Source organism: Caballeronia sp. LZ029 (assembly GCF_031451275.1).
Lineage (GTDB): Bacteria > Pseudomonadota > Gammaproteobacteria > Burkholderiales > Burkholderiaceae > Caballeronia > Caballeronia jiangsuensis.
In genome coordinates this window covers 2766056-2779077 of the sequence record NZ_JARUXO010000001.1, presented here as the reverse complement: position 1 = coordinate 2779077, position 13022 = coordinate 2766056, and the positions used below count along the sequence as shown (strand labels likewise).

The window sequence follows — 13022 nt, the reverse complement described above, 5'->3', positions numbered from 1 at the left end:
TGCGCGCAGGCCCTATAATTCGGCGTTTTGCGTCTACGGAATCTCTTACCCAGTGCCTGCTTCTTCCGAGACTCTGCTGGAGCTACGCGACGTCGATTTCGGCTACGGCGACCGGCTCGTACTGTCGAACCTGAACATGCGTTTCACGCGTGGGCAGGTGGTCGCGGTCATGGGCGGCTCAGGCTGCGGCAAAACCACGACCTTGCGCCTGGTCGGCGGCCTCGTGAAGGCGAGCCGCGGTCAGGTCATGTTCGACGGACAGGACGTCGGCACGCAGACGCGCGACGGTTTGTACGCGTTGCGCCGCAAGATGGGCATGCTGTTTCAGTTCGGCGCGCTGTTCACTGACCAGACCGTGTTCGAGAACGTGGCGTTTCCGCTGCGCGAACACACCGATCTGCCGGAAGCGCTGATCCGCGATCTCGTGCTGATGAAGCTGAACGCCGTCGGTCTGCGCGGCGCGCGCGATCTCGCGCCGTCGGAAATTTCGGGCGGCATGGCGCGCCGTGTGGCGCTCGCCCGTGCCATCGCGCTCGATCCCCAGCTCATGATGTACGACGAACCGTTCGCCGGCCTCGATCCCATCTCACTCGGCATCACGGCGCAACTCATCCGCACGATCAACGACGCGCTCGGCGCAACCTCCATTCTCGTCACGCACGACGTGCCGGAATCGTTCGCCATCGCCGACTACGTGTATTTCATCGCGAACGGCGGCATCCACGCCGAAGGCACGCCGGCGGAGCTGCGCGCGTCGCAGGACCCGACCGTGCGGCAGTTCATCGACGGCACGCCGGACGGCCCGTTCAAGTTCCACTACGCGAGCACGCCGCTCGCCGCGGATTTCGGCATCGGAGGGCAGGCATGATCAGCGCGCTCGGACGCTGGGTGCTCGACGGTTTCGGCACCGCGGGCTACGCGACGCGCATGTTCCTGCGCCTCGTGCTCGAATTCTTTTCGCTGTTGCGGCGCCCGCGGCTCGTCACGAAACAGATCCACTTCGTCGGCAATTATTCGCTCGTGATCATCGCGGTGTCGGGATTGTTCGTCGGCTTCGTGCTTGGCTTGCAGGGTTATTACACGCTGAGCCGCTACGGCTCGGAACAGGCGCTCGGTCTGCTTGTCGCGCTGTCGCTCGTGCGCGAGCTCGGGCCGGTCGTCACGGCGCTGTTGTTCGCGGGGCGCGCGGGCACGTCGCTCACCGCCGAAATCGGGCTGATGAAGGCGGGCGAGCAACTCACCGCGATGGAAATGATGGCGGTCGACCCGCTCAAGGTGGTCGTCGCGCCGCGCATGTGGGCGGGCATCGTCGCCATGCCGGTGCTGGCGGCCATTTTCAGCGCGGTCGGCATCATCGGGGGCTACGTCGTCGGCGTGATCCTGATCGGCGTCGATCCGGGCGCGTTCTGGTCGCAGATGCAGGGCGGCGTGGATGTGTGGCGCGATGTCGGCAATGGCGTCATCAAGAGCATCGTGTTCGGCTTCGCGGTGACGTTCATCGCGTTGTTCCAGGGCTACGAGGCAAAGCCGACGCCGGAAGGCGTGTCGCGAGCGACGACCAAGACCGTCGTGTACGCGTCGCTCGCCGTACTCGGGCTCGATTTCCTGCTGACCGCATTGATGTTCAGCTAATGGACCAGGCGCAGGCGCCGGGCAAGGCGCGGGCGTTGTGAAGGGCACAGACCATCACGCGCCATCTGCGAAAAGATTCTCTTTGGGAAGACGATGAAAAAGACTGCTCTCGACTTTTGGGTCGGCCTCTTCGTGGTGCTCGGTTTCGTGGCGCTGCTCTTTCTTGCGCTGAAGGCGGGCAACATGAGCTCGCTGTCGTTCCAGCAAACCTACGAGGTGAAACTCAAGTTCGACAACATCGGCGGGCTCAAGGCGCGTGCGCCGGTCAAGAGCGCGGGCGTGACAGTCGGGCGCGTGGGCGGCATCGGCTTCGACTCGAACACGTACCAGGCTGTCGTCACGATCGATATCGACAAGCAGTACCAGTTTCCGAAGGATTCGTCCGCGAAGATCCTGACGTCGGGTCTGCTCGGTGAGCAGTACATCGGCCTGGAGCCGGGCGGCGACGATCAAATGCTGAAGAACGGCGACACCATCACGATGACGCAATCGGCCGTGGTCCTCGAAAACCTGATCGGCCAGTTCCTCTACAACAAGGCGGCGGATTCCGGCGCCTCGAAATCATCGGCAGCGCCGGCAGCGCCTGCGCCCGCACCGGCTTTCCCGGGCGCGGCGAGCGCGATGGGCGCATCGGGCGCGGCCGGGGCGAATGCCGCCTCGGCTCCGGCTCAATAAGGAGAACAGCATGCAGGCGATGGGGATGCGGCGCGCAATCATCGTGACGGGCGCGATCGCGCTCGCCGGCTGCACGACGGTGACGACACCAACCAAAGGGGACCCGCTCGAGAGCTACAACCGGACGATGTTCACGATCAACGATACCGTCGATCAGTACGCGTTGAAGCCGGTGGCGAAGGGTTACGTGTGGGCCGTGCCAGAGCCGGTGCGCAACAGCGTGACCAACTTCTTCTCGAATATCGGTGACGTCTACATCGCCGCGAACAATCTGCTGCAGTTGAAGATTGCGGATGGCGTGTCGGACATCATGCGCGTCGCGATCAACACGCTGTTCGGCGTCGGCGGCCTGTTCGACGTCGCGACCATCGCCAAGCTGCCCAAGCACTCGGGCGATTTCGGCCTGACGCTCGGGCACTATGGCGTGCCGGCCGGCCCGTATGTCGTGCTGCCGTTGCTCGGGCCGAGCACCGTGCGGGATTCGGCGGGTCTGGTCGTCGATTATTTTGGCAATCCGCTCACCTATGTGAGTCCGGATTCGGTGAGCTGGGCGCTCTATGGCGTGAATCTCATCAACGTGCGCGCGAATTTGCTCGGCGCCACCGACGTACTCGCCGATGCCGCTCTCGACAAGTACTCGTTCGTGCGTAACGCGTACTTGCAACGCCGTCAGTACCTGATCTCCGGCGGCGACAGCAACATGCCGGATTACGGCGAAGCGCCGCTGCCAAATTACGGCGACGAGGGCGCGGCTCCCGCGGCGGGCGCATCGGCCACAGCGGCTCCGGCTCCGGCTTCGGGCACGGCCGCTGCGCCTGCTCCGGCGAGCGGACCGAGCAATACGGTGCCGGGCAACCAGTATGTCCCGCCGTCCGGTTTTCCTTCATTCCGCTTGCGGTGAGCGGCTTTTCGCTAACGCGCGGTAACATATCTAACGACATTTCTTACGCTTTGGATGCTGCACCGCCTGAACTCGATTCAGGCGGCGCGCTCAAACCGAAGCCTCTACTTTTGCAGGGTCTGTGATGAAAAAACTTCTCCTTCTTCCCATCTTCGCGATGTTCATGGCGCTTTGCGGCGCGGCGTCGGCGCAGAGCGTCGATTCGAGTTCGCCTGACGTGCTGATCAAGACGGTGACGCAACAGGTCCTCGACGAGATCAAGTCCGATCCGAAGATTCAGTCGGGCGATATCGCCAAGATCACCGAGCTCGTCAATCAGAAGATCCTGCCGTACACGGATTTCACGCGCACGACGCGCCTCGTGATGGGCCGCAACTGGAACTCGGCGACGCCGGAGCAGCAAAAGCAGATCGTCGAGCAGTTCAAGATGCTGCTGATCCGTACGTACTCGGGCGCGCTTGCCCAGGTGCGCAACCAGACGGTTCAGTACAAGCCGTTCCGCGCGAATCCGGACGACACCGACGTCGTGGTCCGCTCGGTCGTGATGAACAACGGCTCGCCGGTCGAACTCGACTATCGCCTGTACAAGACGGCCCAAGGCTGGCGCGTGTACGACATCAACGTGCTCGGCGCATGGCTGATCCAGGCGTATCAGCAGCAGTTCAACGAGCAGATCTCGCAGAATGGCGTAGGCGGTCTGCTGCAGTTCCTGACGCAGCGTAACCAGCAACTCGCGAGCGGCAAGGCATCGTGAGCACGCAAGCCACGGGCGGTCGTTTCCAGACGGCCGCGACCTTGACCCACGAGAGCGCGAAAGCCGCGCTCGACTCGGGTCTGTCGCGTATCGCAGCAGGCGCGACCGAAGTCGATTGCGCGCCGCTCACGCAGTTCGACTCATCCGCGCTCGCCGTGCTGCTCGCATGGCAGCGCGCCGCGTCCGCGCGCGGCGCCGCACTGGATGTCGTCAATCTTCCTTCCGGGCTCGTCAGTCTCGCGCGAGCCTACGGCGTCGATACGCTTCTCTCGTTCCGACATTGATCCTGTTCTGACACCTCATGCAGAACGCGGCAGCGCGCTTCGCTGCCGCAATCAGGATCGCTCCGAAGTCGGCCCCAGCCGCTTTGCCCTATAATCAAACGTTTTTTTCGGGCCTCAACCCGGCCCTTTTTGGTCCGAGTCCGGGTCCGTCAAGCGAAAATCCGCACATTTGAGGCGCGGCCGTGCGCGGCGCGCGCACTGTCTACATGTCAGCCATAGAAATCCGAAACGTCAGGAAGCGCTACAAGGATCTCCAGGCGCTTAAAGGCGTGAGCCTCACGGTGGAAGAGGGCGAGTTCTTCGGCTTGCTCGGCCCCAACGGCGCGGGCAAAACCACGTTGATCAGCATTCTGGCCGGCCTGGCGCGCGCCGATAGCGGCACGATCTCCGTGCGCGGCCACGATGTCGTCAGCGACTTCCGGGCGGCGCGGCGCGCACTCGGCGTCGTGCCGCAGGAACTCGTGTTCGATCCGTTCTTCACCGTGCGCGAGTCGCTCCGGATCCAGTCGGGCTACTTCGGCTTGCGCAACAACGACGACTGGATCGACGAAGTCATGGCCAATCTCGATCTCACCGAGAAAGCCGACGTCAACACGCGCGCGCTGTCGGGCGGGATGAAGCGCCGCGTGCTCGTCGCGCAGGCGCTGGTGCATCGTCCGCCCGTGATCGTGCTCGATGAGCCCACCGCCGGCGTCGATGTCGAATTGCGTCAGACGCTCTGGAAGTTCATCTCGCGCCTGAATCGCGAAGGTCACACGATCGTGCTGACGACGCACTATCTCGAAGAAGCCGAATCGCTGTGTCACCGGCTCGCGATGCTTCGTCGCGGTGAAGTCGTCGCGCTGGAGCGCACGAGCACGCTGTTGCAGCGTTTCTCGGGCATGCAGTTGTATCTGCGTCTGTCGAACGGTGCGTTGCCCGCCGACTTGCGCGCGCTCGAAGTCGATCCGCACGCGGTGTCGGGCGCGCAGCATCTGCTGCGCCTCGCGAGCTACGACGACGTCGAGCCGATTCTCGCGAAATGCCGCGCGGCAGGCTGCACGTTCGATGAAATCGACGTGCGCAAGGCCGATCTGGAAGACGTGTTCGTGCAGGTGATGAACGAGCCGGAAGTGGTCGAGGGGCTTTCATGAGCGGTTTCCAGACGTTGTTCTACAAGGAGTTGCTGCGCTTCTGGAAGGTTTCGTTTCAGACCGTGCTCGCGCCGGTCGTCACGGCGCTGCTGTATCTGACCATCTTCGGTCACGCGCTGTCGGGGCACGTGCAGGTGTATCCGGGCGTCGGCTACACGAGCTTCCTCGTGCCCGGCCTCGTGATGATGAGCGTGCTGCAGAACGCGTTCGCGAACAGTTCGTCGTCGCTGATCCAGTCGAAGATCACCGGCAATCTCGTATTCGTGCTGCTGCCGCCGATCGCGCATTGGGAAATGTTCTTTGCGTACGTGCTGGCGTCGGTCGTGCGTGGGCTGTGCGTAGGCTTCGGCGTGTTCATCGTGACGATATGGTTCATCCCGATGTCTTTTTCCGCGCCGTTCTACATCATTGCGTTCGCGATCCTCGGTTCGGGCATTCTCGGCACGCTGGGTCTGATCGCGGGCATCTGGGCCGACAAGTTCGATCAGCTGGCCGCGTTCCAGAACTTCCTGATCATGCCGCTCACGTTTCTTTCCGGCGTGTTCTACTCGACACATACGCTGCCGCCCCTGTGGCGCGCGGTGTCGCATCTGAATCCGTTCTTCTACATGATCGACGGCTTTCGTTACGGCTTCTTCGGCCTGTCCGACGTGAATCCGCTGGTGAGTCTCGGCATCGTCGGCGGATTTCTGGCCGTGCTGGCGCTGATCGCCGTGCGATTGCTCGCGAGCGGCTACAAGCTGCGTCACTAATTCAAGGAGACTTCCATGTTGCCGACTCCGGAGCAAGTGAAGGACTACATCGCTGGCGGCTTGTCCTGCCAGCATCTCGAAGTGGAAGGCGACGGCCAGCACTTTTTCGCGACCATCGTGAGCGATGCGTTCGTCGGCAAGCGGCTGATCGCGCGTCATCAACTGGTTTATGCGGCGCTCGGCGAGCGCATGCGCGAGGAAATTCATGCGCTGAGCATGAAGACCCTCACCCCCGACGAGTGGAAATCGGCCTGAGTCCACCCGGCGAAGCCAATCAGGTCACACGACTCAATTCACGTAACACCGGCATCACCGGCAGACAAAGGCAGTAAGAGTGCGATTCATTCAAGATAACCGCGGCGCTGAAAACGGCTCCGCAGCAGGAAGCTCGGTCGAAGGACAAGCAATGGATAAATTGGTCATCACGGGGGGCGCGAAGCTCTCTGGCGAAATCACCGTATCGGGCGCGAAGAACGCGGCTTTGCCCATTCTTTGCGCAAGTCTTCTCACCGCCGACGACGTCCATCTGTCGAACGTGCCGAATCTTCAGGACGTGCGCACGATGGTCAAGCTGCTGCGCCAGATGGGCGTGCAGTCCGAAGTGTCCGGCGACGGCCGCGTGAGCCTCAATGCATCGAAGGTCGACAAGCTGATCGCGCCGTACGAAATGGTCAAGACGATGCGCGCTTCGATTCTCGTGCTCGGACCGCTCGTCGCGCGCTTCGGCGAGGCGAAGGTGTCGCTGCCCGGCGGCTGCGCGATCGGCGCGCGTCCGGTCGATCAGCACATCAAGGGCCTGCAGGCGATGGGCGCCGAGATCAATATCGAGCACGGTTTCATCGAAGCGCGCGCGAAGCGTCTGAAGGGCGCGCGCATCATCACCGACATGATCACCGTCACCGGCACAGAAAACCTGCTGATGGCGGCGGTGCTGGCCGAAGGCGAGACGGTCATCGAGAACGCGGCGCGCGAACCCGAAGTGAGCGACCTCGCGCATCTGCTCGTGAAGATGGGCGCGAAGATCGACGGCATCGGCACCGATCGTCTGGTGATTCAGGGCGTCGACAAGCTGCACGGCGCAAAGCATGACGTCGTGCCGGATCGCATCGAGGCCGGCACGTTCCTGTGCGCGGTCGCGGCGGCCGGCGGCGATGTCACGCTGCGTCGCGTGAGCTCGCATCTGCTCGACGCCGTGACGGCCAAGCTGCGCGAAGCCGGCGTCAGCATCGAAGAAGGCGACGACTGGATGCGCGTGCGCATGGACAAGCGCGCTGGCGCGGTGAATATCCGCACGTCCGAATATCCCGCGTTCCCGACCGACATGCAGGCGCAGTTCATGGCGCTCAACACAATCGCGAACGGTACGTCGCAAGTGGTCGAGACGATCTTCGAGAATCGCTTCATGCACGTGCAGGAGCTGAACCGTCTCGGCGCGCACATCACGATCGACGGCAACACGGCGCTCATCAGCGGCGTCGAGAAACTTTCCGGCGCAAAGGTCATGGCAACCGATCTGCGCGCGTCCGCGAGTCTCGTGATCGCGGCGATGTGCGCGGATGGCGAAACGCTGATCGACCGCATCTACCATCTGGATCGCGGCTACGACCGCATGGAATCGAAGCTGACGGCAGTCGGCGCGAACGTGCGCCGCATCAAGGGCAGCGGGAGCGAGCAATGAGCTCGCTGCCGCAGACGTCGTCGTCGGTGGAGCCGAGCGCGCCCCTCACGCTCGCGCTGTCCAAAGGGCGTATCTTCGAGGAAACGCTGCCGTTGCTCGCCGCCGCCGGCGTGCAGGTGGCAGAAGATCCGGAGAGCTCGCGCAAGCTGATCCTGCCGACCACGAACCCGAACCTGCGCGTGATCATCGTGCGCGCGACCGATGTGCCGACCTACGTCGAATACGGCGCGGCGGACTTTGGCGTCGCAGGCAAGGACGTGCTGATCGAGCACGGCGGCAGTGGCCTGTATCAGCCGGTCGATCTGGACATCGCGCGTTGCCGGATGTCGGTGGCCGTGAAGGCGGGCTTCGATTATGCGAGCGCGGTGCGCCAGGGCGCGCGTCTGCGCGTCGCGACGAAGTACACCGAAACCGCGCGTCAGCATTTCGCGGCGAAGGGCGTGCACGTCGATCTGATCAAGCTGTACGGTTCGATGGAACTCGCGCCGCTCGTCGGGCTCGCGGATGCGATCGTCGATCTGGTCAGCTCGGGCGGCACGCTGCGAGCGAACAATCTCGTCGAAGTCGAAGAGATCATGCAGATTTCATCGCGCCTCGTCGTGAACCAGGCGGCGCTCAAGCTGAAGCGCGCGGCGCTCAAGCCGTACCTCGACGCGTTCGAGCGCGCCACGGCCGCAATAGGAAATTAGGCGAGCCGCACGCCGCGGCGCGCCACCAGCAAAACGGAAAACCAGCATGTCTATCAAGATTCGCAAACTCGATTCACGCACCGATGGTTTTCACAAGGCGTTGCGTGCGGTTCTCGCATTCGAAGCGAGCGAGGATGAGGCAATCGAGCGCTCGGTCGCGCAGATTCTCGCGGATGTGAAGGCGCGCGGCGATGACGCCGTGCTCGAATACACCAACAAGTTCGATCGTCTCAAGGCGGATAGCGTCGCGGCGCTCGAATTGCCGCTGTCCGAAATGGAAGCCGCGCTCGAAGGTCTCGAGCCGAAGCGCCGCGCGGCGCTGGAAGCGGCGGCAGCGCGCGTGCGCGGCTATCACGAGAAGCAGCGCATCGAGTGCGGCAGCCATAGCTGGCAATACACCGAAGCCGACGGCACCGTGCTCGGCCAGAAAGTCATGCCGCTCGATCGCGCGGGCATCTATGTTCCGGGCGGCAAGGCGGCGTATCCGTCGTCGGTGCTGATGAACGCGATTCCGGCGCGCGTCGCGGGCGTGAAGGAAATCGTCATGGTCGTGCCGACGCCCGACGGGGTGAAAAATCCGCTCGTGCTCGCGGCGGCGCTGCTCGGCGGCGTGGATCGCGTGTTCACGATCGGTGGCGCGCAGGCGGTAGGCGCGCTCGCGTACGGCACGGAGAGCGTGCCCGCGGTGGACAAGATCTGCGGTCCGGGCAACGCGTATGTCGCGTCGGCGAAGCGTCGCGTGTTCGGAACGGTCGGCATCGACATGATCGCGGGGCCGTCCGAGATTCTCGTCATCTGCGACGCCACCACCGATCCCCGCTGGGTCGCGATGGACCTCTTCTCGCAAGCCGAGCACGACGAGCTCGCGCAATCCATCCTGCTGTGCCCGGACGACAACTTCATCCAGCGTGTCGAGGATGCGATCGTCGAACTGCTTCCGTCGATGCCGCGCCGCGACGTCATTCAGCGTTCGCTCGAAGATCGCGGCGCGCTCATCAAGGTTAAGGACATGGCCGAAGCGTGCGCGATCGCGAACGAGATCGCGCCGGAGCATCTCGAAATTTCCGCGCTCGATCCGCATCAGTGGGCCGCGCAGATTCACAATGCCGGCGCGATGTTCCTCGGCCGCTACACGAGCGAAAGTCTCGGCGACTACTGCGCCGGTCCGAACCACGTGTTGCCGACGTCGCGCACCGCGCGCTTTTCGTCGCCGCTCGGCGTGTACGATTTCATGAAGCGTTCGAGCGTGATCGAAGTGAGCGCGGACGGCGCCCAGACGCTCGGCGAGATCGCGGCGGAACTGGCGTACGGCGAAGGCCTGCAGGCGCACGCGCGCAGTGCGGAATACCGGATGAAAAACGTCGGCTGACATCGAGCCGGCCCGAATGAACGAGGCGGCCTGAGAGCCGCCGCCTGACCGGCGAGCGAGACGCCGGGAAAACATGACCACAACACAAGACATCATTCGTCCCGACATCCTCGCGATGACGAGCTATCCCGTGCCCGACGCCACGGGCCTGATCAAGCTCGACGCGATGGAAAATCCCTACAGCCTGCCCGCCGATCTCGCCGAACGTCTCGGCGCGCATCTCGCGGGCGTCGCGCTCAATCGCTATCCGGCTCCGCGCCCCGTGGATTTGCTCGCGAAGATCAAGCGCACGATGAAGGTGCCCGACGCATGCGACGTGCTGCTCGGCAACGGCTCGGACGAACTGATCAGCATGATGTCGGTCGCGTGTTCGAAGCCGGGCGCGAAGGTCGTTGCGCCTGTGCCGGGCTTCGTGATGTACGAAATGTCGGCGAAGTTCGCGCATCTGGAGTTCATCGGCGTGCCGCTGAAGCCGGACTTCGCGCTCGACGCCGACGCGCTGATCGCCGCCATCGACGAACACGAGCCGGCGCTCGTGTATCTCGCGTATCCGAACAACCCGACCGGCACGCTCTACGACGACGCCGACATGGAGCGCGTTATCGCCGCGTCGAAGAAGAGTCTCGTCGTGATCGACGAGGCGTATCAGCCGTTCGCCGGGAAGAGCTGGATGCCGCGCGCGGCGGAGTTCGATAACGTCGTCGTGATGCGGACCGTCTCGAAGCTCGGGCTCGCGGGCATCCGCCTCGGTTACATGGCGGGCCGTCCTTCGTGGCTCACGCAGTTCGACAAGGTGCGCCCGCCGTACAACATCAACGTGCTGACGCAGGCGACCGCCGATTTTCTGCTCGATCACCTCGACGTGCTCGACGCCCAGGCCGCCGATCTGCGCGCGCAACGCGCCGCGCTCGTGCGGGAAGTTGCCGCGCTGCCCGGCATGACGGTCTTTCCGAGCGCGGGCAATTTCCTGCTCGTGCGCGTGCCGGACGCCGCCGTCGCTTTCGAAACCCTTCTGACTTCGCGGGTTTTGATAAAAAACGTGGGTAAAATGCATCCATTGCTGGCCAATTGCGTGCGTTTGACGGTCGGAACGGCCGAAGAAAACGCACACATGGTCGCGGCGCTGAAAAAGCTCGCGCCGAACTGAAATCCCACTTTCGAAAGTCTCAAGGAATCACCATGCGCATTGCGGAAGTCGTTCGCAACACCAGCGAAACGCAGATCCGTGTGAAGCTCGATCTGGACGGCACCGGCAAGCAAAAGCTCGCCACCGGCGTCCCGTTCCTCGATCACATGCTCGACCAGATCGCCCGTCACGGGCTCATCGATCTCGACATCGAAGCGCATGGCGACCTCCATATCGACGATCACCATACCGTCGAAGACACCGGCATCACGTTGGGGCAGGCGGTTGCGAAAGCCATCGGCGATCGCAAGGGCATTCGCCGCTACGGTCATTCATACGTGCCGCTCGACGAGGCGCTGTCGCGCGTCGTGATCGATTTTTCCGGCCGTCCGGGTCTCGAATTCCACGTGCCGTTCACGCGCGCACGCATCGGCACGTTCGACGTCGACCTCACTATCGAATTCTTCCGCGGCTTCGTGAATCACGCGGGCGTCACGCTGCATATCGACAACCTGCGCGGCATCAATGCGCATCATCAGGTCGAGACCGTGTTCAAGGCGTTCGGCCGCGCGCTGCGCATGGCCGTCGAAATGGACGAACGCGCGGCGGGGCAGATTCCGTCGACCAAGGGCAGTCTCTGATCGACTCACGCTGATTCGGCGCGCGCGTCGACAACAAGATGGATCTGTTCAAGTCGTTCATATCGTTGCTCGCGCTGATCAATCCGGTCGGCGCGATACCGTTTTTCCTGAGCCTGACCGCGCAGCAATCCGACATCGAAAAGCGCAACACGATTCGCGTCGCGTCGATTTCCGTGTTTTGCGTGATCGCGGTGACGGCGCTGCTCGGGCAGCAGATCATCGCGTTCTTCGGCATTTCGGTCGGGTCGTTCGAAGTGGGCGGCGGCATCATCATGCTGCTCATGGCAATCAGCATGTTGAACGCGCAGGTCGGCAACGCGCGCTCGACGGCCGAAGAACGCATGGAAGCCGAGGAGCGCAACAACGTCGCGGTGGTGCCGCTCGCGATACCGCTGCTCACCGGCCCGGGTTCGATCAGCACGGTGATCGTCTATGCTGCCAATGCGCAGCACTGGTACGACCGCTTCGGACTCGTCGTGCTGGGCGCGATCATCGCGGGGCTGTGTTTCGGCGCACTGAATCTCGCCGAGCCGATCGCGCGCTGGGTCGGCCGCACGGGAATCAACATTGGCACGCGTCTCATGGGTTTGATGTTGTCCGCATTGGCGGTGGAATTCATCGTCAACGGGTTGAAGGCCTTGATGCCATCTTTGAAATGAATACTTCGATTGCGATTGTTGATTACGGAATGGGCAACCTGCGCTCGGTCTACCAGGCGCTGAAAAAGGCTGCACCCGAAGCGAACGTGGCGATCGTCGATCAGCCGCAAGGCATCCATGCGGCGGATCGCGTCGTGCTGCCGGGACAGGGCGCGATGCGCGACTGCATGGCGCATCTGGCCGAATCCGGCCTGCAGGAAGCCGTGATGCAGGCGGCGCGCGAAAAGCCGATGCTCGGCGTGTGCGTCGGCGAGCAAATGCTCTTCGACTGGAGCGAGGAAGGCGATACGAAGGGCCTGGGCCTTTTGCCCGGCAAGGTCGTGCGTTTCCAGCTCGACGGCCTGTTGCAGGACGACGGTTCGCGTTTCAAGGTGCCGCAGATGGGCTGGAACCGCGTTCGTCAGACGCAGGCGCACCCGATCTGGGACGGCGTCGCGGACGGCGCGTTCTTCTACTTCGTGCACAGCTACTACGTGGTGCCGGACACTCCGGCTCACACGTCCGGCGAAACCATGTACGGCAGCGCATTTACGTCGGCGGTTGCGCGCGACAATATCTTCGCGACCCAATTCCATCCGGAAAAGAGCGCGGATGCCGGTTTGCGCCTGTACCGGAATTTCGTGCACTGGAACCCGTGAAAAGGCTCGCGCGCTAGCGTTTTCGCCTATTACTACGGGCCCATGACCGTTGCAAGACTTGTACTACACTAGCGAGACGGCTCGCGGCGCA

16 protein-coding genes are annotated in these 13022 nt (G+C 63.2%); all 16 read left to right on the top strand.

The features are described 5' to 3' along the window. Window positions 1–52: 52 nt before the first annotated feature. The 16 genes from QCE73_RS13060 (at window position 53) to hisH (ending at window position 12931) form a co-directional block, all read left to right on the top strand. Complete coding sequence (locus QCE73_RS13060; protein ID WP_309881544.1) at window positions 53–868, top strand: ABC transporter ATP-binding protein; 816 nt, start codon at window positions 53–55, stop codon at window positions 866–868. Beyond that, window positions 865–1632, top strand: a complete 768-nt coding sequence (gene mlaE, locus QCE73_RS13055; RefSeq protein WP_035506663.1) for a lipid asymmetry maintenance ABC transporter permease subunit MlaE — start codon at window positions 865–867, stop codon at window positions 1630–1632. Before QCE73_RS13060 ends, mlaE begins: the two co-directional genes overlap by 4 nt. A 93-nt stretch (window positions 1633–1725) precedes the next feature. Next, complete coding sequence (gene mlaD, locus QCE73_RS13050) at window positions 1726–2307, top strand: outer membrane lipid asymmetry maintenance protein MlaD (protein WP_035506660.1); 582 nt, start codon at window positions 1726–1728, stop codon at window positions 2305–2307. Between the two features lie 10 nt (window positions 2308–2317). After that, window positions 2318–3208 (top strand): VacJ family lipoprotein, encoded by an 891-nt coding sequence (locus QCE73_RS13045; protein WP_309881542.1) that lies wholly within the window; start codon window positions 2318–2320, stop codon window positions 3206–3208. Between the two features lie 124 nt (window positions 3209–3332). Beyond that, complete coding sequence (locus tag QCE73_RS13040; RefSeq protein ID WP_035506659.1) at window positions 3333–3962, top strand: phospholipid-binding protein MlaC; 630 nt, start codon at window positions 3333–3335, stop codon at window positions 3960–3962. Continuing rightward, window positions 3959–4246 (top strand): lipid asymmetry maintenance protein MlaB, encoded by a 288-nt coding sequence (locus tag QCE73_RS13035; RefSeq protein WP_035506657.1) that lies wholly within the window; start codon window positions 3959–3961, stop codon window positions 4244–4246. The genes QCE73_RS13040 and QCE73_RS13035 overlap by 4 nt, the downstream gene beginning before the upstream one ends. A gap of 206 nt (window positions 4247–4452) precedes the next feature. Continuing rightward, a complete protein-coding gene (locus QCE73_RS13030; RefSeq protein ID WP_187609295.1) occupies window positions 4453–5379 on the top strand; it encodes an ABC transporter ATP-binding protein in 927 nt (308 codons plus the stop codon). Further along, window positions 5376–6131 (top strand): ABC transporter permease, encoded by a 756-nt coding sequence (locus QCE73_RS13025; RefSeq protein ID WP_035506654.1) that lies wholly within the window; start codon window positions 5376–5378, stop codon window positions 6129–6131. The genes QCE73_RS13030 and QCE73_RS13025 overlap by 4 nt, the downstream gene beginning before the upstream one ends. 15 nt (window positions 6132–6146) lie before the next feature. After that, window positions 6147–6386, top strand: a complete 240-nt coding sequence (locus QCE73_RS13020) for a BolA family protein (RefSeq protein WP_035506651.1) — start codon at window positions 6147–6149, stop codon at window positions 6384–6386. Between the two features lie 151 nt (window positions 6387–6537). After that, window positions 6538–7809 carry a UDP-N-acetylglucosamine 1-carboxyvinyltransferase gene (murA, locus tag QCE73_RS13015; protein WP_238217182.1) on the top strand — a complete coding sequence of 424 codons (1272 nt, stop codon included), beginning with the start codon at window positions 6538–6540 and terminating at the stop codon, window positions 7807–7809. Then, window positions 7806–8498, top strand: a complete 693-nt coding sequence (gene hisG, locus QCE73_RS13010; RefSeq protein WP_035506646.1) for an ATP phosphoribosyltransferase — start codon at window positions 7806–7808, stop codon at window positions 8496–8498. The genes murA and hisG overlap by 4 nt, the downstream gene beginning before the upstream one ends. 46 nt (window positions 8499–8544) lie before the next feature. Further along, a complete protein-coding gene (hisD, locus tag QCE73_RS13005; RefSeq protein ID WP_309881538.1) occupies window positions 8545–9867 on the top strand; it encodes a histidinol dehydrogenase in 1323 nt (440 codons plus the stop codon). Window positions 9868–9940: 73 nt separating this feature from the next. Further along, window positions 9941–11014: a histidinol-phosphate transaminase gene (gene hisC, locus QCE73_RS13000; protein WP_309881537.1), complete on the top strand. Its 1074-nt coding sequence runs from the start codon at window positions 9941–9943 to the stop codon at window positions 11012–11014. Window positions 11015–11046: 32 nt separating this feature from the next. Beyond that, a complete protein-coding gene (gene hisB / locus QCE73_RS12995; RefSeq protein ID WP_035506636.1) occupies window positions 11047–11634 on the top strand; it encodes an imidazoleglycerol-phosphate dehydratase HisB in 588 nt (195 codons plus the stop codon). A gap of 38 nt (window positions 11635–11672) precedes the next feature. Beyond that, entirely contained in the window at window positions 11673–12293 is a 621-nt protein-coding gene (locus QCE73_RS12990) for a MarC family protein (RefSeq protein WP_035506633.1), read from the top strand. Next, on the top strand, window positions 12290–12931 hold the full coding sequence (gene hisH, locus QCE73_RS12985) for an imidazole glycerol phosphate synthase subunit HisH (protein WP_309881534.1): 642 nt from the start codon (window positions 12290–12292) through the stop codon (window positions 12929–12931). The genes QCE73_RS12990 and hisH overlap by 4 nt, the downstream gene beginning before the upstream one ends. Window positions 12932–13022 lie beyond the last annotated feature (91 nt).

Bases quoted from the DNA above. Each gene is read 5' to 3' on its own strand.
- mlaE (WP_035506663.1), top strand. From the start codon at position 865: ATGATCAGCGCGCTCGGACGCTGGGTGCTCGACGGTTTCGGCACCGCG.
- mlaD (WP_035506660.1), top strand. From the start codon at position 1,726: ATGAAAAAGACTGCTCTCGACTTTTGGGTCGGCCTCTTCGTGGTGCTC.
- QCE73_RS13045 (WP_309881542.1), top strand. From the start codon at position 2,318: ATGCAGGCGATGGGGATGCGGCGCGCAATCATCGTGACGGGCGCGATC.
- QCE73_RS13040 (WP_035506659.1), top strand. From the start codon at position 3,333: ATGAAAAAACTTCTCCTTCTTCCCATCTTCGCGATGTTCATGGCGCTT.
- QCE73_RS13030 (WP_187609295.1), top strand. From the start codon at position 4,453: ATGTCAGCCATAGAAATCCGAAACGTCAGGAAGCGCTACAAGGATCTC.
- QCE73_RS13025 (WP_035506654.1), top strand. From the start codon at position 5,376: ATGAGCGGTTTCCAGACGTTGTTCTACAAGGAGTTGCTGCGCTTCTGG.
- QCE73_RS13020 (WP_035506651.1), top strand. From the start codon at position 6,147: ATGTTGCCGACTCCGGAGCAAGTGAAGGACTACATCGCTGGCGGCTTG.
- murA (WP_238217182.1), top strand. From the start codon at position 6,538: ATGGATAAATTGGTCATCACGGGGGGCGCGAAGCTCTCTGGCGAAATC.
- hisG (WP_035506646.1), top strand. From the start codon at position 7,806: ATGAGCTCGCTGCCGCAGACGTCGTCGTCGGTGGAGCCGAGCGCGCCC.
- hisD (WP_309881538.1), top strand. From the start codon at position 8,545: ATGTCTATCAAGATTCGCAAACTCGATTCACGCACCGATGGTTTTCAC.
- hisC (WP_309881537.1), top strand. From the start codon at position 9,941: ATGACCACAACACAAGACATCATTCGTCCCGACATCCTCGCGATGACG.
- hisB (WP_035506636.1), top strand. From the start codon at position 11,047: ATGCGCATTGCGGAAGTCGTTCGCAACACCAGCGAAACGCAGATCCGT.
- QCE73_RS12990 (WP_035506633.1), top strand. From the start codon at position 11,673: ATGGATCTGTTCAAGTCGTTCATATCGTTGCTCGCGCTGATCAATCCG.
- hisH (WP_309881534.1), top strand. From the start codon at position 12,290: ATGAATACTTCGATTGCGATTGTTGATTACGGAATGGGCAACCTGCGC.